Annotated in this window: 24 protein-coding genes; 13 read left to right on the top strand and 11 right to left on the bottom strand. The window is 73.5% G+C overall.

What is annotated here, in order from left to right; translation table 11 throughout:
* The first annotated feature begins 99 nt into the window (after nucleotides 1-99).
* Nucleotides 100-279 carry a hypothetical protein gene (locus ACZ4SW_RS02625; protein ID WP_468236937.1) on the top strand — a complete coding sequence of 60 codons (180 nt, stop codon included), beginning with the start codon at nucleotides 100-102 and terminating at the stop codon, nucleotides 277-279.
* 110 nt (nucleotides 280-389) lie between these two features.
* Here ACZ4SW_RS02625 and ACZ4SW_RS02620 read toward each other — a convergent pair whose 3' ends face one another.
* Nucleotides 390-1,433: a questin oxidase family protein gene (locus ACZ4SW_RS02620; RefSeq protein WP_468236934.1), complete on the bottom strand. Its 1,044-nt coding sequence runs from the start codon at nucleotides 1,431-1,433 to the stop codon at nucleotides 390-392.
* Between the two features lie 100 nt (nucleotides 1,434-1,533).
* Nucleotides 1,534-3,138, bottom strand: a complete 1,605-nt coding sequence (locus ACZ4SW_RS02615) for a FadD3 family acyl-CoA ligase (RefSeq protein ID WP_468236932.1) — start codon at nucleotides 3,136-3,138, stop codon at nucleotides 1,534-1,536.
* A gap of 106 nt (nucleotides 3,139-3,244) precedes the next feature.
* On the opposite strand from ACZ4SW_RS02615, the gene ACZ4SW_RS02610 reads away from it, so the two are divergent.
* From ACZ4SW_RS02610 to ACZ4SW_RS02600, 3 genes are read left to right on the top strand one after another with little or no spacing between them, the layout of a single operon-like run.
* Nucleotides 3,245-4,393: a lipid-transfer protein gene (locus tag ACZ4SW_RS02610; RefSeq protein ID WP_468236930.1), complete on the top strand. Its 1,149-nt coding sequence runs from the start codon at nucleotides 3,245-3,247 to the stop codon at nucleotides 4,391-4,393.
* A gap of 11 nt (nucleotides 4,394-4,404) precedes the next feature.
* Nucleotides 4,405-4,845 (top strand): Zn-ribbon domain-containing OB-fold protein, encoded by a 441-nt coding sequence (locus ACZ4SW_RS02605; protein WP_468236927.1) that lies wholly within the window; start codon nucleotides 4,405-4,407, stop codon nucleotides 4,843-4,845.
* Nucleotides 4,842-5,621, top strand: coding sequence for an enoyl-CoA hydratase/isomerase family protein (locus tag ACZ4SW_RS02600; protein WP_468236925.1), 780 nt, complete (start codon nucleotides 4,842-4,844; stop codon nucleotides 5,619-5,621). The genes ACZ4SW_RS02605 and ACZ4SW_RS02600 overlap by 4 nt, the downstream gene beginning before the upstream one ends.
* 169 nt (nucleotides 5,622-5,790) lie before the next feature.
* Here ACZ4SW_RS02600 and afsK read toward each other — a convergent pair whose 3' ends face one another.
* Nucleotides 5,791-8,154 (bottom strand): protein serine/threonine kinase AfsK, encoded by a 2,364-nt coding sequence (afsK, locus tag ACZ4SW_RS02595; protein WP_468236923.1) that lies wholly within the window; start codon nucleotides 8,152-8,154, stop codon nucleotides 5,791-5,793.
* A gap of 225 nt (nucleotides 8,155-8,379) precedes the next feature.
* The gene (kbpA, locus tag ACZ4SW_RS02590; RefSeq protein WP_468236921.1) at nucleotides 8,380-9,117 is read right to left on the bottom strand and encodes an AfsK-binding protein KbpA; all 738 of its coding nucleotides are present in this window, start codon (nucleotides 9,115-9,117) and stop codon (nucleotides 8,380-8,382) included.
* A 156-nt stretch (nucleotides 9,118-9,273) separates the two neighbouring features.
* Here kbpA and ACZ4SW_RS02585 point away from each other — a divergent pair, with 156 nt between their 5' ends.
* Nucleotides 9,274-9,909 carry a TetR family transcriptional regulator gene (locus ACZ4SW_RS02585; RefSeq protein WP_468237587.1) on the top strand — a complete coding sequence of 212 codons (636 nt, stop codon included), beginning with the start codon at nucleotides 9,274-9,276 and terminating at the stop codon, nucleotides 9,907-9,909.
* A gap of 129 nt (nucleotides 9,910-10,038) precedes the next feature.
* Here the strand turns inward: ACZ4SW_RS02585 and ACZ4SW_RS02580 are convergent, their stop codons facing one another.
* Together ACZ4SW_RS02580 and ACZ4SW_RS02575 are read right to left on the bottom strand one after the other, a co-directional pair.
* A complete protein-coding gene (locus ACZ4SW_RS02580; protein WP_468236919.1) occupies nucleotides 10,039-10,512 on the bottom strand; it encodes a nitroreductase/quinone reductase family protein in 474 nt (157 codons plus the stop codon).
* On the bottom strand, nucleotides 10,509-11,768 hold the full coding sequence (locus tag ACZ4SW_RS02575; protein ID WP_468236917.1) for an acyl-CoA dehydrogenase family protein: 1,260 nt from the start codon (nucleotides 11,766-11,768) through the stop codon (nucleotides 10,509-10,511). Before ACZ4SW_RS02575 ends, ACZ4SW_RS02580 begins: the two co-directional genes overlap by 4 nt.
* 101 nt (nucleotides 11,769-11,869) lie before the next feature.
* Between ACZ4SW_RS02575 and ACZ4SW_RS02570 the strand changes: the two genes are divergently transcribed.
* Both ACZ4SW_RS02570 and ACZ4SW_RS02565 read left to right on the top strand, forming a co-directional pair.
* The gene (locus tag ACZ4SW_RS02570; protein ID WP_468236915.1) at nucleotides 11,870-13,045 is read left to right on the top strand and encodes a thiolase C-terminal domain-containing protein; all 1,176 of its coding nucleotides are present in this window, start codon (nucleotides 11,870-11,872) and stop codon (nucleotides 13,043-13,045) included.
* Between the two features lie 31 nt (nucleotides 13,046-13,076).
* Entirely contained in the window at nucleotides 13,077-13,742 is a 666-nt protein-coding gene (locus ACZ4SW_RS02565; RefSeq protein WP_468236912.1) for a pyridoxine/pyridoxamine 5'-phosphate oxidase, read from the top strand.
* A gap of 7 nt (nucleotides 13,743-13,749) precedes the next feature.
* On the opposite strand, the gene ACZ4SW_RS02560 is transcribed toward ACZ4SW_RS02565, so the two are convergent.
* Genes ACZ4SW_RS02560 through ACZ4SW_RS02545 form a run of 4 tightly spaced genes read right to left on the bottom strand, consistent with a single transcriptional unit; the run spans nucleotide 13,750 to nucleotide 16,166 of the window.
* Nucleotides 13,750-14,619 carry a GNAT family N-acetyltransferase gene (locus tag ACZ4SW_RS02560; protein ID WP_468236910.1) on the bottom strand — a complete coding sequence of 290 codons (870 nt, stop codon included), beginning with the start codon at nucleotides 14,617-14,619 and terminating at the stop codon, nucleotides 13,750-13,752.
* A 50-nt stretch (nucleotides 14,620-14,669) separates the two neighbouring features.
* Complete coding sequence (locus ACZ4SW_RS02555) at nucleotides 14,670-15,269, bottom strand: GNAT family N-acetyltransferase (RefSeq protein ID WP_468236908.1); 600 nt, start codon at nucleotides 15,267-15,269, stop codon at nucleotides 14,670-14,672.
* Between the two features lie 31 nt (nucleotides 15,270-15,300).
* The gene (locus tag ACZ4SW_RS02550) at nucleotides 15,301-15,717 is read right to left on the bottom strand and encodes a Zn-ribbon domain-containing OB-fold protein (RefSeq protein ID WP_468236905.1); all 417 of its coding nucleotides are present in this window, start codon (nucleotides 15,715-15,717) and stop codon (nucleotides 15,301-15,303) included.
* Nucleotides 15,714-16,166 (bottom strand): DoxX family membrane protein, encoded by a 453-nt coding sequence (locus ACZ4SW_RS02545; protein ID WP_468236902.1) that lies wholly within the window; start codon nucleotides 16,164-16,166, stop codon nucleotides 15,714-15,716. Before ACZ4SW_RS02545 ends, ACZ4SW_RS02550 begins: the two co-directional genes overlap by 4 nt.
* A gap of 212 nt (nucleotides 16,167-16,378) precedes the next feature.
* Here ACZ4SW_RS02545 and ACZ4SW_RS02540 point away from each other — a divergent pair, with 212 nt between their 5' ends.
* The 4 genes from ACZ4SW_RS02540 to ACZ4SW_RS02525 all read left to right on the top strand — a co-directional run bounded on the left by ACZ4SW_RS02540 (nucleotide 16,379) and on the right by ACZ4SW_RS02525 (nucleotide 21,770).
* The gene (locus tag ACZ4SW_RS02540) at nucleotides 16,379-17,578 is read left to right on the top strand and encodes a flavin-containing monooxygenase (RefSeq protein WP_468236898.1); all 1,200 of its coding nucleotides are present in this window, start codon (nucleotides 16,379-16,381) and stop codon (nucleotides 17,576-17,578) included.
* A gap of 271 nt (nucleotides 17,579-17,849) precedes the next feature.
* Entirely contained in the window at nucleotides 17,850-20,075 is a 2,226-nt protein-coding gene (locus tag ACZ4SW_RS02535) for an acetate--CoA ligase family protein (RefSeq protein WP_468236895.1), read from the top strand.
* 190 nt (nucleotides 20,076-20,265) lie between these two features.
* The gene (locus tag ACZ4SW_RS02530) at nucleotides 20,266-21,075 is read left to right on the top strand and encodes an enoyl-CoA hydratase/isomerase family protein (protein ID WP_468236892.1); all 810 of its coding nucleotides are present in this window, start codon (nucleotides 20,266-20,268) and stop codon (nucleotides 21,073-21,075) included.
* 62 nt (nucleotides 21,076-21,137) lie between these two features.
* On the top strand, nucleotides 21,138-21,770 hold the full coding sequence (locus ACZ4SW_RS02525) for a flavin reductase family protein (RefSeq protein ID WP_468237585.1): 633 nt from the start codon (nucleotides 21,138-21,140) through the stop codon (nucleotides 21,768-21,770).
* A 126-nt stretch (nucleotides 21,771-21,896) separates the two neighbouring features.
* Here the strand turns inward: ACZ4SW_RS02525 and ACZ4SW_RS02520 are convergent, their stop codons facing one another.
* Nucleotides 21,897-23,213: an MFS transporter gene (locus ACZ4SW_RS02520; protein ID WP_468236888.1), complete on the bottom strand. Its 1,317-nt coding sequence runs from the start codon at nucleotides 23,211-23,213 to the stop codon at nucleotides 21,897-21,899.
* 71 nt (nucleotides 23,214-23,284) lie between these two features.
* Between ACZ4SW_RS02520 and ACZ4SW_RS02515 the strand changes: the two genes are divergently transcribed.
* Both ACZ4SW_RS02515 and ACZ4SW_RS02510 read left to right on the top strand, forming a co-directional pair.
* Entirely contained in the window at nucleotides 23,285-24,295 is a 1,011-nt protein-coding gene (locus ACZ4SW_RS02515) for a GlxA family transcriptional regulator (RefSeq protein WP_468236886.1), read from the top strand.
* 50 nt (nucleotides 24,296-24,345) lie between these two features.
* Entirely contained in the window at nucleotides 24,346-25,218 is an 873-nt protein-coding gene (locus tag ACZ4SW_RS02510) for a hypothetical protein (protein WP_468236883.1), read from the top strand.
* The last annotated feature ends 21 nt before the right edge of the window (nucleotides 25,219-25,239 follow it).

Raw genomic sequence — 25,239 nt, 5'->3', positions numbered from 1 at the left:
TACCGTGGGCGGTCACAGCGCCCGTCCGGCGGCCCTCGGGGGAGTCGCCGGGCGGGCAGTCACTTCAGGGCATCCGAACTGTCAGGGGAGGCAGTGATCATGAGCGACGAGAACACCACCGACAACATCCACGCCACGGACACCAAGGGCGGGACGACCGTCGGACCGGACAACATCCACGCGACGAGCGAGCCGCTCACCACCGCCAACCCGCTCAAGACGGACGAGACCGCCGAGGCCGGCACCGACAACATCCACGCCACGGACGAGCCCGTCTGACCAGACTTTCCTCGCACGGGGATCGGCCGCGACGGCGCGGAGGGGGAGCCGTCGCGGCCGAAGCATGTCCGGGGCAGGCTTCGGCCGGCTTCGTGGCGCCCGCCCGGCCGTCACACCTCCTCGATCAGCTCCGCCGCCCGGAGCACTGCCGTCAACGCGTCCGGTTCTCCCGTGCGTTGGTGGACCTCCAGGCAGGTGTCGGCGAGTTTGACGACGTGTTCGTCGCCGTGGTGGACGGCCAGGGCGAACACCTCCTCCTGCGACTCGGGGGCCGTGGGGAGGGTGTGGCGGGGTGCGGGTGCGGCAGGGGTGTAGGCCGCGGTCACGGCGGCGCTCGCGGCCCAGGCCGCGTGCAGGCTCGGCGCCCACTGGGTGCGGGGCAGTGCGGGCAGGGTGCGCAGGACGGCCATGGGGGCGGTCGCGGCGTGGACCAGCATGACGGGCGAGCCGTGGGCGTTCGCGAGGTAGCGCAGGACGGCGGCCGTGGTCAGGTCGGCCAGCCGGTCCCGGGCCTGGTCGGCGTCGGGGGCGGGGTGCAGTGCGGCCAGCGCGGTGGGCCAGGCGGGCAGGTCGGTGAGCTGGTCGAGCCGGTGGTTGATGCCCGCGCTCTGGTCGGGTACGCGCGGAACGGAGGCGAGGGCCGACGCGGGATCGGCGGTTCCGGACGGGCTCGTGAACGAAACCGGCTGCCAGCGCGCCGCCCAGTAGCCGAGGGCCTGTCCCAGCTCGGCCAGGCGCGGCCCGTCCTCGCGGTCCAGCAGGGCGTGGACCGCGTGACCGGTGCGGATCACGCCGTGGGTGGCGCCGGCCGCGATGCCCGGGAGCAGCCGTGGCCACCACGTCTCCAGCACCGTGCGCCAGGGCCGTTCCGTCACCTCGTGCGCGAAGAACGCCAGCCAGTCGCCGAGGCGGTGAGGGTCCCCCAGCGCCGTACGCCACTCGTCGGCGGTGAGGGGCGAGATGCCGCGCGGCAGGTCGTCCAGCCGGCGCATGTAGCCGTCCAGCCAGCGGTGGACCTGGCGTGCGTGACCGCGCCTGACCATGGATTCCGCCGCCATGGGGCCGTGGTTGCTCAACCAGCCCTCGAACTCCGGTCCCGTCCGGTGCAGTCGTTCGTACGCCTCGTCGAGTATGCCGTTGCCGTCGATGGTCATGGGACCCGACGGTAAGGCCGCGTCGAGGCGGGCTCATCGGCCGCGGGATCGAGACGCGCCCCTGCATCGGGCCTAGGACCGACCTCACAGGGCGATACACCTAGCGCACCCGTCCCCGCAGCTCCCCCTTCACCACCTTCCCGCTCGCGTTCCGCGGGAGCTCCGCCACGAACTCCACCTGCCTCGGCACCTTGTAGTTCGCCATCTCGCGGCGGGACCAGGCGATCAGGTCGTCGGCCGTCAGCACCGCCCCCGGGCGCCGGACCACGTACGCCTTCCCCACCTCGCCCAGCCGCGCGTCCGGCACGCCGATCACCGCGGCCTCCGCCACATCCGGGTGCCGGGCCAGCAGTTGCTCTATCTCCGCCGGGTACGCGTTGAAGCCGCCCACGATGAACATGTCCTTGACGCGGTCCGTGATGCGGAGGTTGCCCGCCGGGTCCAGGACGCCCACATCCCCCGTGCGCAGCCAGCCGTCCGCCGTGACGGCCTCCGCCGTGGCCGTCTCGTCCTCGAAGTAGCCCTGCATGACGTTGAAGCCCCGGACCAGGATCTCCCCGGGGAGTCCCGGGCCGAGCGGTTCGCCCTTCGCGTCCACCACCCGTACCTCCACTCCCGGGATCGGGCGGCCCGATGTCGTCGCGATCACCTCCGGGGCGTCGCTCCTGCGGCACATCGTGACGAAACCGCTCGCTTCCGACAGGCCGTACGCGGTCAGGACCGTCTCGACGCCGAGTTCGTCCCGTAGCCGTTCCACCAGGCGCAGCGGCACCACCGCCGCGCCCGTCACCACCAGGCGCAGAGCGGAGAGGTCGTAGGCGGCCCGTGACGGGTGGTCCAGCAACGCCTGGTGCAGGGTGGGCGGGCCCGGCAGGACCGTCACCCGCTCCGCCGCCGTGTTCGCCAGTGCCGTGTCCACGGTGAACACCGGCTGCGGGATCATGGTCGCGCCGCGCATCAGGCAGGCCAGGACGCCGGCCTTGTAGCCGAAGGTGTGGAAGAAGGGGTTGACGATCAGGTAGCGGTCGCCCTGCCGCAGGCCCGTCAGGTCCGCCCAGGTCTCGTACGCCCTCAGCGTCTGCGCGTGTGTGATCACCGCGCCCTTGGGGCGGCCCGTCGTGCCCGACGTGAAGACGATGTCCGAGGGGCGGTCGCCCGTCACGGCCGACGACCTCCGCCGCACCTCCGGCTTTCCCACGCCCTCCCCGCTCGCCAGGAAGTCCTTCCAGGTGCGGAAGTCCGTCGGGGCGTCGTCCGCGAGGACCACCACCTGGTCCAGGTGCGCCAGGCCGGGGAGGGGGCCGTCGCCCGGCCCCTGCCCTGCCGCGCGCCGCAGCGACGCCACGTACGAGGTGCCCAGGAACGTGCCCGTCACGAACAGCAGCTTCGCCCGGCTGCGCTCCAGGACGTACGCCGCCTCCGAGCCCTTGAAGCGGGTGTTGAGCGGCACCAGCACCGCGCCCGCCGACACCGCGCCCAGGGACGACACGATCCAGTCGAGGGTGTTCGGCGCCCAGATCGCCACGCGGTCGCCCACGCCGACGCCGTTCGCGACGCAGGCCGCCGCCGCGCGTTCGACGCGGGCGCCCAGTTCGGCGTACGAGATCCGGGTACGGCCCTCGACGACCGCTTCCGTGTCGCCGTAGCGACGGGCCGCGCTGCGCACCAGCTCCGGAATGCTGCCCCACTCCACGTCACCGCGCACGGCGTCCTCCCCACACATGGTCCGGCCCCACACATAGCTGACTGCCCGTCAGATTAGCTGTAGCCTGACGGGCTGTCAGCCGCCGTACGGCCACGGAGGTGCACCCATGGCAGGGCTCAAGGACGCGACCGCCATCGTCGGCATCGGGCAGACCGCCTTCGCCAAGCGGCTCCCGGAGTCCGAGAAGGCCCTGGCCTGCCGTGCCGTCCTCGCCGCCCTGGACGACGCCGGGATCGCGCCGGGCGAGGTGGACGCGCTCGCCTCCTACACCATGGAGGAGACCGACGAGGTCGAGGTCGCCAAGGCCCTCGGGCTCGGCGACCTGACGTTCTTCGGCAAGGTCGGGTACGGGGGCGGCGGCTCCTGCGCCACCGTCGCCCATCTCGCCGCCGCCGTCGCCACCGGGCAGGCCACCGTCGGCGTCGCCTGGCGGTCCCGCAAGCGCGGCAGCGGGCCCCGGCCGTGGAAGAACACGGCCGTGCAGCTTCCCACTCCCGCCCAGTGGACCCGGCCCTTCGGGCTCGTTCGGCCCGTCGACGAGATCGGGATGCTCGCGCGCCGGTACATGCACGAGTACGGCGCGACCAGGGACCACCTGTTCAACGTCGCCCTCGCCTGCCGGAACAGAGCCAACCAGAACCCCGCCGCGATCATGTACGAGCGGCCCCTGACCAGGGAGATGTACATGACTTCCCGGTGGGTCAGCGAACCCCTCTGCCTGTTCGACAACTGCCTGGAGACGGACGGGGCGCTGGCGTGCGTCGTCGTCTCCGGCGAGCGCGCCCGCGACTGCCGGCAGCGGCCCGTGTACGTCCACGCCGCGGCCCAGGGGCTGCCCGCCCAGCACCACGGCATGGTCAACTACTGGAACGACGACCCGCTCACCGGCCCCGCCTGGACCGCCGCCCGGCACCTGTGGAAACACGCCGACTTCACCCCCGACGACGTCGACGTGGCCCAGATCTACGACGCGTTCACGCCCCTGGTCCTGCTCTCCCTGGAGGGCTACGGCTTCTGCGGCCGGGGAGAGGGCGGGGCGTTCACCGAGGGCGGCGCGCTGGAGACCGGCGGGCGGCTGCCCGTCAACACCGGGGGCGGCGGCCTCTCCGAGGCGTACGTCCACGGGTTCAACCTGATCAACGAGGGGGTGAAGCAGTTGCGCGGGACCAGCACCGCCCAGGTCCCGGGCGCCGCCACCTGCCTCGTCACCGCGGGCGAGGGGGTCCCGACCTCCGCCCTCCTGCTCAGGAACTGAAGGGCCCTGCCATGTCCCCCGAGACTCTTCCCGCCCTCCTCTCCCCCGTCCCCGACGACGACGGCGCCCCCTTCTGGGAGTACGCCGCGCGGGGCGAACTGCGCGTGCAGACCTGCGCCGACTGCGGGGAGCCCCGCTTCCCGCCGCGGCCCTGCTGCCCGCACTGCCGGTCCTTCGCGAGCGAGTGGCGGCGGACGAGCGGGAGGGGACGGATCTGGTCGTACGTCGTTCCGCATCCGCCGCTGCTCGAGGCGTACGCGGCGCGGGCCGGGTACAACGTGATCGTGGTGGAGCTCGCCGAGGTGCCGCGCATCCGGCTCGTCGGCAACCTCGTCGCCGGGCCCGGCGCGCCCCTGAACTCCGTGCCGCCCGAGCGGATCCGGATCGGCGCCAGGGTGCAGGCCGTCTTCGACGGGGACGGGATGCCCCGGTGGGTCCTGGAGCGGCCGTGAGCGAAGGGGTGCGGATCAGCGCGGACGAGGACACCGGGGTCGCGGTCGTCACCCTGGACCGGCCCGGGAGGCTCAACGCCATCGACCTGGCCATGGCCGGCCGGTTGGCCGCCTGCTGGCGGGCGTTGCGGTACGACGACTCCGTGCGGGCCGTCGTCCTCACCGGCGCCGGGGAGCGGGCCTTCAGCACCGGGCTCGACCGGGACGCGGACGTGCCGCAGCCGAACTCGCCGTACATGCTGGACGATCCGCTGCTGCGGATCGGGCCGAAGGCGAACGACCTGTGGAAGCCGGTGATCGCCGCGGTGCGGGGCATGGCCTGCGGCGGGGCGTTCTACCTGCTGGGCGAGAGCGAGTTCGTCGTCGCGGACGAGACGGCGTCGTTCTTCGACCCGCACACCGCCTACGGGATGGTCAGCGCGTACGAGGCGGTGTACATGGCGCACCGGATGCCGTACGGCGAGGCCGCGCGGATGGCGCTGATGGGCACCGCCGAGCGGGTCTCCGCCCGGCGCGCGTACGAGATCGGACTGGTGTCCGAACTCACGGCGCCCGGCGGCGCGTTGGAGGCCGCGGTGCGCTGTGCCGCCGTCGTCGCCTCCTACCCGCCGCAGGGCGTGCAGGGCACGGTACGGGCGCTGTGGGCGGCGAAGGAGGCGGCCCGGGCGCAGGCCTTCGCGCAGGCACCGGCGCTGATCGCGCTCGGGAACCTGCCGGTGGAACGGCAGACGGAGCTGTTCGCGGGTCGGCGCTCAGGGGAGTTCCGGGTACGGTGAGCCGCCGTTCCGCCGGGGAGGGCGTGCGGGGGCGGTCCCGTCGGGGCTGCCGGGCCCGCCGCCACCGTATGGCACGTCACGGGCACAGGGCGTAGCGTCAGGACTGGACGGCCGCCGTCCCGACCCCTTCCGTCCGGCGCGGTACGACGGCCGTCTCCGCCCGCGCACCTCAGGACGTGCGCGCCGTTCCGGTGCCCTTCTCCGCGTCCAGGGCGTACACGCAGCGGTCCTTGCTGCACGCGTACACCACGCCGTCCTTCACCACCGGGGCGCCGGTGATCTCGCCGCCGGTGGCCAGCTTCCAGCGCAGACGGCCGTCGTCGGCCTTCAGCGTGTACAGCAGGTGGTCCGTGGCTCCGAAGTGGATGCGCCCCTCGGCGACCGCCGGGGAGCCCACGATGTCGCCGCCCGCCTGGAAGCGCCACTTCGGGGTTCCGGTGACCGCGTCCAGGGTGTAGAGGCCCTTGCCGCTGCCCACGTGGACGTGCCCGGCGGCCACCAGCACCGGGTCGAGGGCCGCGCGGGACTCGGTGGCGATGCGCCAGCGGTCGCGGCCGTCCGCCGCGTCGAGCGCGTACACGGTCCCGAGGTAGTCCGCGAGGTAGATGCCGCCGCCCGTCACCGCCGGGCCCGGTGCGAAGGCGGGCGGGCTCAGGAAGACCGCCGGCGCCTCGAAGTGCCAGCGCAGCCTGCCGCTCGCCACCTCCAGGGCCAGGACCCGGGCACCCGCGCAGACGTACACATGGCCGTCGGTCGCGTGGGTGAGGCGTACGGGGACCCCGCCGCAGGAGGCCGCGTCACCGATGGGGTACGACCAGCGCTCCTCGCCGGTGTGCGCGTCCAGGGCGCGCAGCCGGGCGTCCTGCCACACGAACACCGTGCCGTCGTGGAGCGCGGGACCCGCCTCCGGGGTCTCGAACTCGGTCTGCGCGCCGGTGGTCTCCCACAGCTTCCGGCCGCCGGACGCCTCCCACGCCTGGACGCCGCCGCCTCGGGTGGCGGTGACGACGGTGCCGCGGTCGGCCTTGAGGGAGTACACCCAGCCGTCCATCTGCAGCCGCCACAGATCGGTGCCCTCGCGGGCGTCCAGGGCGAACAGGGTGGGCCCGTCGGAGGCGTGGACACGGCCGTCCGCGACCGCCATCGACCAGGCGACGTCCCGGGTCTTGAAGCGGCGGCGGCCGGTGGCCACGTCCAGGGCGTGCACCTCGTAGGAGGTGACGTAGACCAGGTCGTCGGCGACCGCGGGGGTGCCCCACACGTCGTTCGACATGCGGAAGCGCCACGGACGCCAGCCGGAGGCGGGCTCCGGGGGCGCGGGCGGGGCGGGGACCGCGGGCGCCGCTCCGGCGGCGCCGCCCGCCCCGGCGGCCGGCCGGGACCAGGACGCGGCGAGCGCGGCCTCCGGTCCCGGCACCTTCAGCGCGGCGGCCCGGGCGTCGGCGACCCGCGGCCCGGGTCCGATCGGCACGGAGGCGCCCGCGAGCCGCACCGGCCCGCCGTCGGGCGCGCCGACCGGCATCGGCACCGGGTCGTGGGACGGCGGAGGGGGCACCGGGTCGTGGGAGGGCGGGGGCGGCACCGCGGGGCGTGCCCCGCCGCCGCTGCGGCCGCCGGAGGAGGGCTTGGTCGCCGGGCGTCCGCCCCGGCGGGCCTCGATCAGGGTGACCGCCTTCTCGGGCAGCCACGCCGACGCCGTGCCGCTGTCGTCGGAGCCGGAGCCGAACAGGTGCGGGGCGAGTTGCGCCTGCAGGTCGGCGGGGTTGGGGCGGGCGGTGGGGTCCATCTGCATGCAGGACTCGATGAGCGGGCGCAGCTCGTCCGGCAGGCCGGACAGGTCCGGGCCCTCGCGCAGCAGCATGAAGACGGTCTCGACGGGGTTGGCGCCGTGGAAGGGCGGGTGCCCGGTGGCCGCGAAGACGAGCATCGAGCCCAGCGAGAACACATCGCTGGCGCCGGTGACGCTGCGCGAGTCCTTGGCCTGTTCGGGGGACATGTAGGCGGGCGTGCCGACGGCCACATTGGTCATGGTCAGGCGGGTGTTCGACACGCCGGAGGCGATACCGAAGTCGATCACCCGGGGGCCGTCCTCGACGACGAGGACGTTCGACGGCTTCAGGTCCCGGTGGACCAGGCCCGCCCCGTGGATGGACTGCAGCGCCTCGGCCACGCCCGCCGCGAGCCAGCGCACCGCCTGGGCCGGCAGCGGCCCGCACTCGGTCACTATCTCCTCGAGGGAGGGCGCGGGCACATAGGCGGTGGCGAGCCAGGGCACGGCCGCGCGCGGGTCGGCATCGACCACGGCGGCGGTGTAGAAGCCGGAGACCGCGCGGGCGGCCTCCACCTCACGGGTGAAGCGCACCCGGAAGAGCTGGTCCTCGGCGAGTTCCGTGCGCACCGTCTTGATCGCCACGCGCCGGCCGGACGCCGAGCGCGCGAGATAGACCAGCCCCATGCCGCCGGCACCCAGCCGTCCCAGTACCTCGAACGGCCCGATCCGCCGCGGATCGTGCTGCGTAAGCTGATCCACCACTTGCCTGCCACCTCCCCGTACGGGTCGCGTCATCCGCTTGTGCACGCGACCCCGTGCAGCGTCTCACCACCGCACCGCCATGGCGGCACGCACCCCGATTCTTCCTGTCCGGGCGTGCGGAAGCTAACCCGAGGGCGGAACGGGGTGTCTCAGGACAAAAGCATGGCGTACCGAGGAACGGGAAGCGGGCGCCCGCATGGTGGAACGGGGGCCGCGTGGGAGCCGTCAGCGCTGGAGAAGCGCGAAACTCGCCCCCTGGTTGTCGCTGACCACCGCCACCCGTCCGTACGAGGTGTCGAACGCCGGTACCTGTACGCGCCCGCCCAGCCGGGCCACCGCGCCCAGTGCCGCAGCGCCGTCCCGGACGCCGAAGTGGACGAGGAAGTGCGGGGGCATCTCGGCGGGGAAGACGTCCTCGAGCGGGGCCCGCCCGAAGTCGGGGACGGCTCCGGGGCCGAACAGGGCGTCGTGGAAGAGACCCGTGTAGAAGGTGTTCGCGGCGGCGGTGTCCCGCGTGTACAGCTCGGCCCAGGTGAAGGAGCCGGGCTCGTGCCGCCTGCCGAAGCCCGCGTGCGACCCGGCCTGCCAGAGCCCGAACACGGCGCCCTCGGGGTCGGCGGCCAGCGCCACGGTGCCGCGGTCGTCCACGGGGGCGGGCAGGGCGACCACCTGGCCGCCGGCCGCCTGGATCCGCCGGGTGAGCGCGGTGGCGTCGGGGGTGGCGAAGTAGACCGTCCACACGGTGGGCATCCGCCCGTTCACCTTGCGGGTCAGCGCGGCCACCGGTTCGCCGCCGAGGTGCGCCCACGCGGCGGAGCCGGGCGCCTCCTCGAAGGTCCACCCGAAGAGCTCACCGTAGAACCGCTTGCCCGCCTCGACGTCGGGCACCTGCGCGTCGATCCAGCACGGGACGCCCTCGGGGAAGAGGCTGCCGCGCGAAGACGATGGCGGATTTTCGGCCATGCTGCCAAGCTAACGTGCACGACCCGTGGAGCGCTCGCGGGCGTACTCCTTTCCCACCGCCCCGGAAGCGGGTGCAGGCCCCCTGTACTCCCCATTTGCAGTCGGCCGAATCGCGCTTCGATCACCCCTCGGTAAGCTGACGGCATGACAGGACAAGTGCGTACCGTCGACGGCCGCGTGGCCGGTCGACGCGGGCAGGCGACGCGGCAGAAGCTGCTCGACTGCCTCAGCGAGATGCTCAGCTCCTCGCCCTACCGCGACGTCAAAGTCATTGATGTCGCCCGGAAGGCGGGGACGTCACCGGCGACCTTCTACCAGTACTTCCCCGACGTCGAGGGCGCCGTCCTCGAGATCGCGGAGCAAATGGCCGCGGACGGCGCCGGGTTGACCCGGCTGCTCGAAGGCCGCTCCTGGGCCGGGAAGGCCGGCTGGCAGACCGCGCAGGAACTCGTGGACGGGTTTCTCGAGTTCTGGCGCAAACACGACGCCATCCTGCGGGTCGTGGATCTCGGTGCGGCCGAGGGCGACAAGCGCTTCTACAAGATCCGCATGAAGATCCTCAACTCCGTGAACAACTCCCTGGCGGACGCGATCGCCGAGCTCCAGTCCAAGGGGCGGGTCGACAAGGACGTGAGCCCGGCGGCCCTGGCGGGCGCGCTCGTGGCGATGCTCGCGGCCGTGTCCTCCCACCAGAAGGGCTTCTCCTCCTGGGGCGTGAAGCAGGCCGAACTGAAGCCGAACCTGGCGCTCTTGGTGTACCTGGGCGTCACCGGCAGGAAGCCGACGAAGTAGCCCCCCGGGGGCGGCACACGCCGCGTCGGCGCCAAGTCCTGTCATGCGGGCGGTGGTTCACCCGAGTGGGCCGCCGCCTGCCGCGCCGTCCGGCACGCCGCGCCGCGATCCCCGCACCGGGGGGTGCGGTCACCGCGGTACGACCCGGAACAGCCGGATCTCCCGCTCCACCCGCTGCTGATACGTGGCGTACGGCGGCCAGAAGGCCAGCGCCGCCTTCCAGGCGGCCTCCCGCTCCGGCCCCTGGAGCAGACGGGCGGTGACCGGGATGTCCTCGCCCCTGAAGCTGATCTCCGCGTCGGGGTGGACGAGGAGGTTGTGGGTCCAGGCCGGATGGCCGGGCCGCCCGAAGTTGGAGCCGATCAGCAGCCAGCTCCCGCCCTCCTCCGGCATGCACGCGAGCGGCGTACGGCGCGGAAGGCCGCTCCTCGCACCGGTGGACGTGAGGATCACGCCCGGCAGCATCTGCGCGCTGAGCAGCACCTTTCCGCGGGTCAGCCGGTGCACCGCCCGGTCCAGGGCCGGCACCACGTGCGGCGCGACCTTCGCGAAGGCCCGTGTGGAGGACACCTTCTGCACGATCCGTACGCCCAGGGCCGTCACACGGCCACCTCCCTCTGCCCGAAGAGCCCCGCCGCGTCCGCCGCGTGCGCCCGCAGCCGGTGCACGGGCCCGAACAGCAGCTCGTCGCCGGTGGCCCGTTTGAAGTACAGATGCGCCGCGTGCTCCCAGGTGAAACCGATGCCGCCGTGCAACTGGATGCCCTCGGCCGCGGCGGTCCGCAGCGCCCGAAGGGCCTCGGCGAGCGCGAGCCCCCCGACGGGCCCGCCCGTCTCCCGCCGCCGCCCCTCCAAGGAGCCTCCCCCCGTGCTCGACGCCCGGGGGCACCCCCATCGCGCCGCACCCGCCGGTTCCCGCGCGCCCGCCCACGCCGCGTAGTACGCCGCCGAGCGCGCCGCGCGCACCCGCACGTACACGTCGGCCAGCCGGTGCTGCACGGCCTGGAAGGACCCGATGGGCCGGCCGAACTGCTCCCGCTGCCGGACGTACTCGACGGTCCGCTCCAGCGCCCGGTCGGCGGCGCCCACGGCCTCGCAGGCGAGCACGGCGGCGGCACGGTCCCCGACCGAGGCGAGCGCCCCCGCCACATCGGCACCGTCCTCGCCGAGCAACTCGGCCTCCACGTCGCGGAGTCGGATCCGGGCGCAGGGCCGCGTGGCGTCGAGGGCGGTCTGCCGCGTACGGACGGCACCGTCCCGGACCAGGAACAGCAGCGTCCGCGACCGCGCGTACCCGCCTGCGTGCGCGGCCACGACCAGCAGCCCGGCGCTGTGCCCGTCGAGGACCTGCGCCGCCTCCCCGTACAGCCGCCAGGTGCCGGCCGCCCGCCGCGCCTGGACGCCGCCGGCGCGTCCGCCGCCCGCCCAGTCGCCCCGGTTGTCCCCGACGAGGGCCAGGGCGGTGGCGAGGGCGGTGGCCGGGACGGCGAGCGCGGCGGTCAGCTCCCCGGCGGCGATCCGGGGCAGCAGTCCGGCGCGCTGGGCGTCGGTGCCCAGGGCGAGCAGCAGGGGTGCGGCGAGGACGGCGGTGGCGAGCAGCGGGGAGGGGGCGAGGGTGCGGCCCATCTCCTCGCAGGCGAGGGCGAGTTCGGTGGTGCCGCAGCCCGCGCCGCCGTACGCCTCCGGGAGCGCCAGCCCGGCCAGACCGAGCTGTCCGCCGAGGGTGGTCCACAGGGCGGGGTCGTACCCGGCGGGGGTCCGGGCGGCGGCGCGCACGTCCTCGGGAGCGCACCGTCCCGACAGCGCCTCGCGCACCGTACGGCGGATCGCGTCCTGTTCGGTGGTGAAGCGGGTGTCCATGCGCGGCCGTCCCTTCCTCATCTGATGGACCGTCATGTTAGGCGAGCGGTCTTCACGCGCACAGGCTCCGCACCGGGCAGATCTGATGTACCGTCAGATTCATGACTCTCACGGCCGGCCGGCGCGCCGCGGTCGTCGGCGTGGCGCTGTCCGACTGCGGGCGCGCCGACGACGCGACCCCGTACGCCCTCCACGCCCAGGCCGCCCGCCGCGCCCTCGCCGACGCGGGCCTGGACCGCGCGGTGATCGACGGGTTCGCCTCCGCCGGGCTCGGCACGCTGGCGCCCGTGGAGGTCGCCGAGTACCTGGGCCTGCGGCCCACCTGGGTCGATTCCACCTCCGTGGGCGGCTCCACCTGGGAGGTCATGGCGGCGCACGCGGCGGACGCGATCGCCGCGGGCCACGCCCGGGCGGTGCTGCTGGTCTACGGTTCCACGGCCCGCGCGGACGTGAGGGCGGGCCGCCGTACGGGCACCCTGTCCTTCGGCGCCCGCGGCCCCCTGCAGTTCGAGGTGCCGTACGGCCACACGCTGATCGCCAAGTACGCGATGGCGGCCCGCCGCCACATGCACGAGTACGGCACCACGATCGAGCAGTTGGCCGAGGTGGCGGTGCAGGCCCGGGCGAACGCGGGGGCCAATCCGGAGGCCGTGTTCCGGGACCCGATCACGGTCGGGGACGTCCTGGCGGGACCGATGATCGCGGACCCCTTCACCAAGCTGCACTGCTGCATACGCTCCGACGGCGGGGCGGCGGTCCTGCTGGCCGCCGAGGAGCTGGTGCGGGACTGCCGGACACGGCCGGTGTGGGTGCTGGGCGCCGGGGAGCACGTCTCGCACACGACGATGTCCGAGTGGCCCGACTTCACGGTGTCCCCGGCGGCGGTGAGCGGCCGCCTGGCCTTCGAACGGGCGGGGGTGCCCCCGGAGGAGATCGACTTCGCGGAGATCTACGACGCCTTCACCTACATGACCCTGGTGACGCTGGAGGACCTGGGTTTCTGCCGGAAGGGCGAGGGCGGGGCCTTCGTGGAGAAGGGGCGGCTGCTGGTCGAGGGCGGGGACCTGCCGGTGAACACGGACGGGGGCGGGCTGTCCGCCCAGCACCCGGGAATGCGGGGGCTGTTCCTGCTGGTGGAGGCGGTGCGGCAGCTTCGGGGCGAGGCCGGGGCACGGCAGGTCCGCAGGAGGGGCGGGCGGCTGCCGGAGCTGGCGGTGGCATCGGGGACGGGCGGCTGGTTCTGCTCGTCGGGGACGGTGGTGCTGGGGCGGGGCTGACGGAGCCGTCGGCCGGGCGATACTCGGGGGCATGTCGACCGATCTTCATGAGCTGCTCAGGACCCTGCGGGTGTGGGACCCGGCCACCACCGAGCTGCCCGCGTTCGACCCGGCGGCGGCGCCCGCGGAACCGCTGGGGCTGTTCACCGAGTGGTTCGCGCAGGCGGTGGCGGCAGGGCAGCCCGAGCCGCACACGATGTCGCTGGCGACGGCGGACGCGGACGGAACCCCGGACGTCCGCATCGTGATGCTGCACGGCGCGGACCCGGACGGCTGGTCGTTCGCGACGCACGCGGGCAGCCGCAAGGGCCGGCAGCTCGCGGCCCGGCCGTACGCCGCCCTCGGCTTCTACTGGCCCGTGCAGGGCCGTCAGATCCGGCTGCGCGGCCCGGTCACCGCCGCACCCTCGCGGGAGGGGCAGGCGGATCTGCACGCCCGCTCGACCGGCGCGCTGGCGGCGGCGCTCACCGGCCGCCAGAGTGACGTGCTGGCTTCCGTGGAGGAGCTGGCGCGGGCGTCGGAACGGGCCTGGGAGCAGGCGCGGCAGGAACCGGACGCCCCGGTGCCGTCCTGGACGCTGTACCGCCTCCGGCCCGAGGAGGTGGAGTTCTTCCAGGGGGACGAACGGCGCCGGCACGTACGGCTCCGCTACCGCCGCACGGAGGGCGGCTGGACGACGGAACTGCTGTGGCCGTGAGCGGACCTCACGCGTCCCCGAACTCGTGCACGGCGAAATCCGTCACCGGCCGGTAGCCGAGGCGCTGGTAGAGGCCGTTGCTGGTGGGGTTGGCGAGGTCGGTGAACAGCAGCACCTCCTTGGCGCCCGCGTCGAGCGCGGCCCCGCTGACCGCGGACGTGGCGGCCCCGGCGTAGCCCCGGCCGCGCAGGGGGGCGGGGGTGTAGACGGTGGCGACGCGGACCTGCCCGGCGATCTCGGGGGTGGTGCTCGCCATGGCGACGGGCGTGCCGTCGGGGAGTTCCCAGAGCGTGACGGCGCCCTGGGCGAGTCTTCCCTCGGCCCAGCGGTCCGGATCCTGCACGGCCTCCCCGACGTCCGCACAGAACCCGGCGTACCACCGCGCGACCAGCTCGTGGTCGTCCGCCACGGCGACGCGGGCGCGGCCGGGCGGTGCGGGCTCGGGCGGGGTGAGGGTGCCGAGGCGGTAGAGCCGTTGGCGCATCCGGAGGTGGGCCGGGGCCCCGGTGCGGCGCTCCCAGGCGGCGGCGAACGCGGTGACCGCCTCCGCCGGTCCCATGACGGACGGCACCGCTCGCCCGTCCTCGGCCAGCCGTGCCGCGAGCGCGTCGGCGGCCTCGGCGGTGAGGGCGGTGACGTTGAGCGCGTACGGGGGTGTCCGCAGCACGGTGGCCCGTACGGTGCCGTCGCCGTCCACGAACCGGCCGTAGTACGGCGCCTCGTCGCCGTAGACGGCCGGCCCTTCCGCCCGGAGCCGGTCGGTGACCGTCAGTTGGACGGTGTGCAGCGCGGGGTCGGACCACAGGAACGCCCCCGCCTGGTCGAGGAACTCCTCGAGGTCATCGGTGAACTGCCAGTCGTACGTGTCTGAGGCCATACGCCACGATCTCGTGAACCGCCGTACCGCGCACGCGGTTCAGGACACCGTCAGAGCGCCGTCGGCTCCGGATCCGTCGCGATCCGCGCGTGCAGGTGCACGTCCCGGAAGGCGTCCTGCCGGCCCGCCTCGAACATCGCGCCCCGCAGCGTCCCCTCGTACCGGAAGCCGCAGCGCTCGCCGACCCGGCAGGAGATCTCGTGCCCCAGGGCATGGCCCAGCTCCAGCCGGTGCAGCCCCAGGTCGGTGAGGGCCCAGCGGGCGGCGAGCGCGAGGGCGCGGGTGGCGACCCGGTGGCCGCGGGCCTCGGGCAGGATCCAGTAGCCGACGCGGGCGACCCGGATCACGTGGTTGATGTCGTTGACACTGATGTTCCCCAGCGTCGTACCGCTCGCCGCGTCCACGATCCGGAACGGCACGTCGAGCCCCTCCTCGGCGCGTTCGACCTTGGCCCGCAGGGACTCCTCGGCGCTCTCCCGGTCCCGTACGAACCTGAGCGGGGTGTTCCACCGCTGGAACTCGGGGTCGGTCTGCCCCCGGAGCCAGGCGTCCACCTGGTCGTCCGCCTCGGGGTCCCATGCGCTCAACCGCAGGCCGTGACCGTGCACTTCGGGGAAGGGCTGGAGGGATCGCTCGCGTATGTCGGTCATCGGGTCATTCAACCAAGTCGCGCGCCCGGGCTCACCGCTCTCGGGGCCGGAACACGGGGACGCCCTCCCGGAACGCCGCCTCCAGCTCCATCCCCACCCGCAACGCGCCGCCCCGGTCGCAGTCCACGACCTCGGTCATCATCCGCGGCCCTTCCGCGAGGTCGACCACGGCGGCGACGTAGGGGGTGCGCTCGTCGAAGGGCGGCAGGTCGGTGCGGTGGACGACGGACCAGGTGTAGAGCGTGGCCCGGCCGCTCGCCGGCTCCCAGGTCACCTCGTCGCTCCAGCAGAACGGGCAGAACTCGCGCGGGTAGTGGTGCGCGCGTCCGCAGGCGCCGCAGCGGCGGACCAGCAGCCTGCCCTGTGCCGCCGCGTCCCAGAAGGGGCGGGTGAAGGCGTCGGTCTCGGGGAGGTCGAACCGCGGCAGGCCGCCCTCCGTCCCGCTCACCGGAACAGCCCCAGGGCGCCGTCCACCGACCACGTCTGCCACGCCATGCCGAACAGCCCCACCAGCGAGATCAGCGCCATCATCGAGTTCTGCCCCTGCTCGGCCCAGTCGTGGATCATGAGGACGAAGTAGAGGACGTTGAGCAGCAGCCCGCCGGCCAGGGCGACCGGCGTGAGGAAGCCGGCGATCAGCCCGAGCCCGAGGGCGAGTTCCGCGTAGGCCACGACGTAGGCCATCGTCTTCGGCCGGGGCGCGACCACCGCGTCGAAGCCGCTGCGCACCGCCGCCCACCGGTGCCTGGCGGCGATGTCCGCGGCCCAGGCGATCCCGGACCCCCGCTCGAACCACGCCTTCTTGTCCTTGTGCCGCCAGCTCTCCAGCCACCACACCCCGAGCCCGATCCGCAGCACGGCGAGCCACTCGGCGCCGGTGAGCCAGATGGTGTGCATGCAAGCCTCGCTTCCCGCCGACCGAGACCCCGCCCCGGATTTTCTGACGGTACGTCAGTTCAGCGCACGCGCCGAAGTCGCGCAAGAGCCCTCACAAGCGGGCCGCCCGCATCACCGATCCCACCCACTCCCCATACAGTCGTGATCGATTCGCAACCGATTCCGGTCTTGACCGAGACCCATCAACGGATCGTGTGATTACGCTCCCGCTCATGGCCGACTCGACTGCTGCTTCGTCGCGCACCGCGGTTCCCGCCCAGGAGGACAGACCGGTGTACGTCGTCGGCGGCGGCCCCGGCGGGCTCGCCGCCGCGTACGCGTTGCGGGCCCAGGGCGTACGCGCCGTCGTACTGGAGAAGTCCGACCGGGTCGGGGCGTCCTGGCGGCGCCACTACGACCGGCTGCACCTGCACACCACACGGCGCCTGTCCGCCCTGCCCGGGCTGCCGATGCCGCGGTCCTTCGGGCGGTGGGTGTCGCGCGACGACGTGGTGCGCTACCTGGAGAAGTACGCCGAGCACCACGAACTCGAGATCGTCACCGGCGTCGAGGTCTCCCGCATCGATCCCGCCCCCGACGGCACCGGCTGGCTGCTGCACGCCACCGGCGGCCGTGAGCTCACCGGCAGCGCGGTCGTCGTCGCCACCGGCTACAACCACACCCCGCGCGTGCCCGACTGGCCCGGCCGCGACGCCTTCACCGGCGAACTGCTGCACGCCGGCGAGTACCGCAACGCCCAGCCGTACGCAGGCCGTGACGTCCTCGTCGTCGGCGTCGGCAACACCGGCGCCGAGATCGCCGTCGACCTGGTGGAGGGCGGCGCCTCGCGGGTGCGGCTCTCGGTACGGACGGCGCCCCACATCCTGCGGCGCTCGACCGCCGGGTGGGCCACCCAGTACACGGGCGTGCTCGTACGGCGGCTGCCGGTGGGGCTCGTCGACCGGCTGGCGGGGCCGGTGGCGAAGCTGAGCGTGCCCGACCTGTCGGCGTACGGGCTGCCCCGGCCCGACACCGGGCTGTACAGCAGGGTCAAGGACGGCTCGATCCCCGTGCAGGACGTCGGCCTCATCGACGCCGTGCGCAAGCGGCGGGTCGAGGTGGTGGCGGCCGTCGAGGGCTTCGAGGGCGGCAAGGTCGCCCTGGCCGACGGCAGCCGGATCGAGCCGGAGGCCGTGATCGCCGCGACCGGGTACGTCCGCGCCCTGGAAGGCCTCGTCGGCCACCTCGGCGTGCTCGACGCCCGGGGCAGGCCGGTCGTCCACGGCGCCCGCACCCCGGGGAGCGCCCCCGGCCTGTACTTCACCGGCTTCACCAATCCGATCAGCGGCATGCTCCGCGAACTGGCCATCGACGCACAGAAGATCGCGAAGGCCGCCGCCCGCCATGTGGAGCGGGCACGCGCCGCACGCTGAGGCCGTCCTGGAATTGGTTCGGCCGGGCCGCCGAGGGGACGGCGGTGCCGCGGACGCACTCGGTCGTGGCGATAACGACCCGCGCCCACCCGCGGCCCCGCGCCCACCCGGACTTCCGCGACCAACCGCGGCCCCGCGACCACCCGAGCTTCCGTGACCATCCGCACGTCCACCCGTCGTTCCCTGCGTCTCCTCTCTTCCTGACTTCACATCGCTTCAGTAATCTGACAGAGCGTCAGTTGATGGCCGTCACACAGGAGCGGGCGGAGCGATGCTTGGATCAACCCATGGCACCCTGACCACCGACTCCCGCCGGGCCCATGTCGTCGCCTGCGGGGAACGGACCTCGCCCATGGTGCGGGGCCGGGCCGCCGACACCGGTGACCTCGATGTCAGCGGGCGGCCACTGCATGCCGACGTGCCCGACCTGGACCGGTTCTTCCGGCCCGGGTCCGTCGCCGTCGTCGGGGCGTCCGACGCCGAGGGGCGTCCCAACACCGGCATCACCCGCCAGTTGCTCGCCTGGGCCGAGCGGGTCGGCGCCCGGCTGTACCCCGTGCACCCCACCCGCCGGACCGTCTTCGGACTGTCCTGCTCTCCTTCCGTCGCGGACCTGCCCGAACAGGTCGACCTCGCCGTGCTCCTCGTCTCCGACCCGCTCCCCGTGATCGAGGAACTGGGGGCGGCCAAGGTGAGGTTCGCGGTCGCCTTCGCCTCCGGGTTCGCCGAGACCGGTGCGGAGGGGGCCGCCGCCCAGACGGTGCTCGCCGCCGCCGCCCAGCGGGCCGGGGTGCGGCTGCTCGGGCCCAACACGAACCTCAACGCCTTCGAGCGGTTCAGGGACGACCTCGACGGGCCGGCCATCGCGCTCATCACCCAGTCCGGGCACCAGGGGCGGCCCGTCTTCGCCCTGCAGGAACTCGGCGTACGGCTCTCCCACTGGGCTCCCACCGGCAACGAGGCCGACCTGGAGACCGCCGACTTCCTCTCCTACTTCGCCGAGCGGCCCGAGGTCGGCGCCATCGCCTGCTATATCGAGGGGCTGAAGGACGGCCGCGCCTTCCTGCTCGCCGCCGACCGGGCCGCCCGGCGCGGCGTGCCCGTCGTCGCGGTCAAGGTGGGCCGCACCGAGGCCGGTGCCCGCACCGCCGCCTCACACACCGGCAAGCTGACCGGCGCGGACGACGTGATCGACGCGGCGATGCGGCAGTACGGGGTGATCCGCGTCGACGGGCTCGACGAACTCCAGGACACCGCCACCCTGTTGGCCCGGGCCCGCGCCCCGCGCGCCGACGGTGTCGTCGTCTATTCGATCTCGGGCGGCACGGGCGCGCACGTCGCGGACCTGGCGGCCGGGGCGGGGCTGCGTCTGCCGGTCCTGTCCGAGGCCAAACAGGCGGAGCTGCACCAGTGGATCCCCGAGTACCTGAGCGTCGCCAACCCGGTCGACAACGGCGGTCACCCGGTGGGCGACCAGCGCGGCCGGAAGATCATCGACGCGATCCTCGACGACCCGGAGGTGGGCGTGCTCATCTGCCCGATCACCGGGCCCTTCCCTCCGCTCAGCGACAGGCTGGTGCGGGATCTGGTGGAGGCGGCGGAGCACACGGACAAGCTGGTGTGCGTGGTGTGGGGGTCGCCGGTCGGCACCGAGGCCGCGTACCGCGAGACGCTGCTCGGCTCCTCGCGGGTGGTCACCTTCCGCACGGTCGCGAACTGCGTCTCGGCCGTCCGCGCCCACCTGGACCACCATCGCTTCGTGCGCGGCTACCGCTCCCCCTTCGACGAGGCACCCCGCACCCCCTCGCCCTCCTTCCGCAAGGCGCAGGCGCTGATGCAGCCCGGGCAGCAGCTCAGCGAGCACGCGGCGAAGCAACTGCTGCGGGCGTACGGCATCCGCGTACCGCGCGAACAACTGGTGACCAGCGCGGCGGCGGCCGTACGCGCGGCCGGGCTCGTGGGCTACCCGGTGGTGATGAAGGCGTCCGGCGCCCAGATCGCCCACAAGACCGAGCTGGGGCTGGTGAAGATCGGGCTGACCTCCGCCAGCCAGGTCCGCGACGCCTACCGCGAGCTGACCGACATCGCGCGCTACGAGGGGATCAAGCTCGACGGTGTCCTCGTGTGCCAGATGGTCGAGCGGGGTGTCGAGATGGTCGTCGGCGTCTCGCACGACCGGCTCTTCGGGCCGACGGTCACCGTGGGGCTCGGCGGTGTGCTGGTCGAGGTGCTGCGGGACGCGGCCGTGCGCGTGCCGCCCTTCGGTGAGGAGCAGGCGCGGGCCATGCTGTGCGAACTGCGCGGGCGGGCCCTGCTCGACGGGGTGCGCGGGCGCCCCCCGGCCGACCTCGACGCGCTCGTCGAAGTGGTGCTCCGCGTCCAGCGCATGGCGCTCGAACTCGGGGATCAGCTCGCGGAGCTGGACATCAATCCGCTGATGGTGCTGCCCAGGGGGCAGGGAGCCGTGGCACTGGACGCGCTGGCGGTGTGCCGCTGAGGCCCTGTTCAGGCCGATCGGCCGGATCAGCCCGACCTGCCGGACAAACCGGACCGGCTGGATCGGCCCGATCTGCCGGACAAACCGGATCGGCCTGATCGGCCCGATCCGCCGGACAAACCGGTTCGGCCGGACCGGCCGGACCAGCGGGACCGGCCGGATGAGCCGACTCACGAAACGGAACAACACGATGTCCTCCCCCGAAGATCCCGTCGAGTCATTGGTACTGCACACCACTGACAACCGCGTCTCGTGGCTCACCCTCAACCGCCCCGACTTCCTCAACGCCATCACCCCTGACCTGCGCGAACTCCTCATCCGGAAACTTCTGGACGCCTCCGCCGACCCGGATGTGCGAGCGGTGGTCCTCACGGGTGCGGGACGCGGCTTCTGCGCGGGCGCGGACCTGCGCGGTGGGGCGGCGGGCGGGGAGCGGATCGCCGGGGACGTCGCACGGACCGTCCGCGGGGGCGCCCAGCGGCTGATCGCCGCCGTCCTCGACTGCGAGAAGCCCGTGATCGCCGCCGTGAACGGCACCGCGGCGGGCCTCGGCGCACACCTCGCCCTCGCCTGCGACCTGGTCGTCGCCGCGGAGCCGGCCACGTTCATCGAGGTGTTCGTGCGCCGCGGCCTGGTACCGGACGGCGGCGGCGCCTATCTGCTGCCCCGGCTGGTCGGCCCGCAGCGCGCCAAGGAGCTGATGTTCTTCGGCGACGCCCTGCCCGCCACGGACGCCGAACGCCTGGGCCTGGTCAACCGCGTCGTACCGGCGGACGCCCTGGAGAAGACCGCCCGCGCGTGGGCCGAACGTCTGGCCGCCGGACCCACCCGGGCCCTGGCCCTCACCAAGCACCTGGTCAACGCGTCCCTGGACGCCGACCGCGCCACCGCCTTCACGGCCGAGGCCACGGCCCAGGAGATCAACATGACGACGGCGGACGCCCGTGAGGGCGTGGCGAGCTTCGTGGAGCGGCGTAAGCCCCGCTACCGCGGCCGTTGAGCGCCGCCGGGCGCCGTTGGGCCTTCACTTCTGACGTTCCGTCAGTTTCAATGGGCGACGTGATGGGACACGCAGGGATGGCGGCCACCGCCGTCCGTTACCTCAGGTCCATAGGGGCGAGCACGGTCGAGGGCTCGGCTGGGGCGAGCGCGGTCGAGGGGCCCGTCGAAGCGTTGCCGCGGCCCGAGTTGCGGGCGGTGCGCGAGGACGAGCGGGCGCCCGTCGACCCGGCCGCATTCCGGCGTGTTCTCGGGAACTTCGCCACCGGGGTCACCGTGGTCACCGCGCCCGCGGCGGACGGTGAGCCGAGCCCCGCCGGGTTCGCCTGTCAGTCGTTCTCGTCCCTCTCACTGGAACCGCCGCTGGTCGTGTTCATGGTCGGCCGGGCCTCCGGCACATGGCCGCGGATCGCCCGCGCGGGCGTCTTCTGTGTGAACGTGCTCGCCGCCCACCAGGCCGGGCTGTGCCGCGGCTTCGCGGTGAGCGGCGGAAACAAGTTCGCCGGGGTCCGGCACGAACCGGCGCCCTTCTCCGGCGCCCCGCGCCTCGTGGGCGCCACGGCGTGGATCGACTGCGCGATCCACGCCGTGCACACCGGTGGCGACCATCTCATCGTGGTGGGGCGGGTGGAGGCCCTGGGCACCGGCGACGGGGACGACACTCCGCTGCTGTTCCACAAAGGGCGGTTCCTGTAGCCGATCGGCCCGATCGGTCGGCGGAGGCAGACACGAACCGGCCGGGTCAGGCCCGAACCAGCCGAGTCGACCCCGAACCCGCCAGGTCAGGCCCGAACCAGCCGAGTCGACCCCGAACCGGCCGGGTCAGGCCGGCGCCGGGGCCGGGGCCGGGGTTCCCGCCGGGCGGCGGCGGATCACCAGGGCCATCAGGGCCGCCGCCGCGCACAGCGCCCCCGACGCGTACCAGACCACGTCGTACGAGCCGAACGCGTCCCGTGCCACGCCGCCGAGGAACGCGACCAGGGCCGCGCCGACCTGGTGGGAGGCGAGGACCCAGCCGAAGACGATGGCGCTGTCCTCGCCGTACTGCTCCCGGCACAGGGCCAGGGTGGGCGGGACCGTGGCGACCCAGTCCAGGCCGTAGAACACGATGAAGAAGATCATCGGCGGATGCACGGACGGGGCCAGCAGCATGGGCAGGAACAGCAGCGACAGGCCGCGCAGGGCGTAGTAGACGGCGAGCAGGCGGCGCGGCTCGTAGCGGTCCGTGAACCAGCCCGAGGCGATCGTGCCCATCACGTCGAAGACGCCGATGACCGCGAGCAGCGAGGCAGCCGCCGTGATCGGCATGCCGTGGTCGTGGGCCGCCGGGACGAAGTGCGTCTGGATCAGGCCGTTGGTGGAGGCGCCGCAGATGGCGAAGGTGCCGGCCAGCAGCCAGAAGGGTCCCGTGCGCACCGCCGAGAACAGCACGGTGACGGCGCGGCGGGCGGCGCCCCGCGCGGGCGGCGGCTTCGGGACGAACTCCGCGGCGCCGTACGGCCTCAGGCCCACCTCCGCCGGGTGGTCCCGCAGGAGCAGCCAGACGAAGGGGACGACCGCGAGGGCGGCGAGGGCCACCGTCACGGCGGCCGGGCGCCAGCCGTGGTGCTCCACCATCCAGGACAGCACCGGCAGGAAGATCAGCTGCCCGGAGGCCGAGGCCGCGGTGAGGATGCCGCTCACCAGGCCGCGCCGCGCGGTGAACCAGCGGTTCGTGACCGTCGCCGCGAAGGCCAGTGCCATGGAGCCCGAGCCCATGCCCACCAGCAGACCCCAGCAGAGCAGGAGTTGCCACGGCGCCGTCATCCACACGGTCGCGCCCGAGCCGAGTGCGATCACCACGAGCGCCACGGCGACCACCCTGCGGATGCCGAAGCGGTCCATCAGGGCGGCGGCGAACGGCGCGGTCAGGCCGTACAGCGCGAGGTTGATGGACACCGCCACGCCGATCGTGCCGCGCGACCAGTGGAACTCCTGGTGCAGCGGGTCGATCAGCAGACCTGGCAGTGAACGGAAGGCGGCGGCGCCGATGATCGTCACGAAGGTGACGGCGGCGACGAACCACGCACGGTGGATGCGGGTCGTCCTGGTCGGTCGCGGTTCCTCGACAGTGGGTGCGGTGGCGGTTGTCTGCGTCACGTCATAGAGCGTCGGGCAGGCACTTCTTCCGATCGAGTGGCCCGAAGGACAGCATTCGCTAGGATCGGGCCATGACCCGTGACTCGGCGTTCCGTCCGCACCGCGTCGTCGTCCTCGCCCTCGACGGGCTGCTCCCCTTCGAACTGGGGATCCCGCACCGCATCTTCGGGCTGTCCAGGGACGCCGAGCGCCGGCGTCTGTACGACGTCGTCACCTGCTCCGTCCGGCCACCGGGCCCGGTCGAGACGAACGCGGACTTCGCGATCCACGTCGAGAACGGCCCGGAGGCCCTGGCCACCGCCGACACCGTGATCGTCCCGGCGTCGTACGAACTGGGTCCGGTCTTCGACGAGGGCGTGCTGACCGACGAACTGGCCGCCGCGCTCGCCCACATCCGGCCGGGCACCCGGCTCGCGTCCATCTGCACCGGTGTCTACGTCCTCGCCGCCGCCGGGCTTCTCGACGGGCGCCCCGCCACCACGCACTGGGCCGATGCCGAGCACTTCCAGCGGCTCTTCCCACGGATCAAGGTCGATCCGGACGTGCTGTTCATCGACGACGGCGACCTCCTGACCTCGGCGGGGGTCGCGGCCGGGATCGACCTGTGCCTCCACATGGTGCGCCGCGACCACGGCAGCGCCGTCGCCAACGAGGTGGCCCGCCGCACGGTCGTCCCGCCGCACCGCGACGGCGGCCAGGCGCAGTACATCAAGCGCCCGGTTCCCGAGCAGCAGATGTCGACCACGACCGCCGCCCGCGCCTGGGCGCTCGGCCGCCTCCACGAACCGATCCGGCTCCGCGACATGGCGGAACAGGAGGCCATGTCCGTACGGAGCTTCACGCGCCGCTTCCGCGAGGAGGTCGGCATGAGCCCGGGCCAGTGGCTCACCCAGCAGCGCGTGGAACGGGCCCGTCATCTGCTGGAGTCCACCGACCTGTCGATGGACCAGGTGGCGCACGACGCCGGTTTCGGCACCGCCCAGTCGATGCGGCAGCACCTGCAGGCGGCGCTCGGGGTCACTCCCACCGCCTACCGGCGGACCTTCCGCACGGGTGCCGCCGATCCGGCCACCGTCTCCTAACGGCCCGTAATGAGGCTCGAGTTGGCCCTGGGAGGTATAGCCTCCGGCACATGAGTTCATCGGTGATCGGCGCCATGGAGCACACCCTGCCCGGCCAGTCGGGTGGGTTCTGGATCGTCGATGAGTCGGCCGTTCCGGTGGGCGGGGACGAGTCCGGCGCCGTCGCCACCGGAGCGACGACGTGCTACCGCGCGGTCCTGTGGCCCGGCACGCCGTCGGTGCGGGCCGGTGTGGAGGCCTGGTCGGGGCCGCCCCGAGAAGGTGTGCGCCCGTACGGGGATCCGTTCCACTGCCCCTCGGGCGCGGTGACCCTGTACGCGGGAGGCGAGCGGGTGGGCGATGTGCTGCCGCTCGACGGTCCCGGGGTGTACTGGTGCCTCACGTCGAACGGCATGCAACTGTCGGGCGGTGAGCCCGCGACCTATCAGCCGGTCGAGGAAGACCCCTACCTGGTGCAGTTGTGGCGCGTGCCGGGCCAACTGCCCGCCGGGACCGCCCTGTTCGCCGACGCCGAACCCGAACTGGTCGTCGAGGACGCGTTCAGGGTCTCGCACGGGGAGTTCTGGCTGTCGGTCCGCTCCCCGGGACTGCCCGCCCGGCCACCGGTTCCGGAGGGGGACGAGCTGCGCGCGGCGGACGGCGTGATCGCGGTTCCGACCATGGTGCAGGAGACGCGCATCGCGGTGACCGTGTCCTGGTGGGACGCGGAACCTCCCGCGGGGCGGGGGATCGCGCTGGGGTCCTGCACCGTCCGGGCGCAGGACGGGTCGTTGCGCTGCTGGTCGCCGGACGGACCCGGCGCCGCCCTGCCCGTGCCGGGTCCGGGGACCGTCGCCGCGCGTGTCTGGCGCCGGATCGAACCCGGCGACGCTTTCCGGTACGAGCGCTACGACGTACGGCTGTGGGCCCACCCCGGCCCGTAGGGTCCGAGCCCTCGGGCCGGA

The sequence above is a fragment of the Streptomyces sp. NPDC028331 genome (assembly GCF_055565775.1).
Note: the sequence above shows the minus strand (reverse complement) of the source record. Positions and strands in the feature narration are given on the sequence as shown.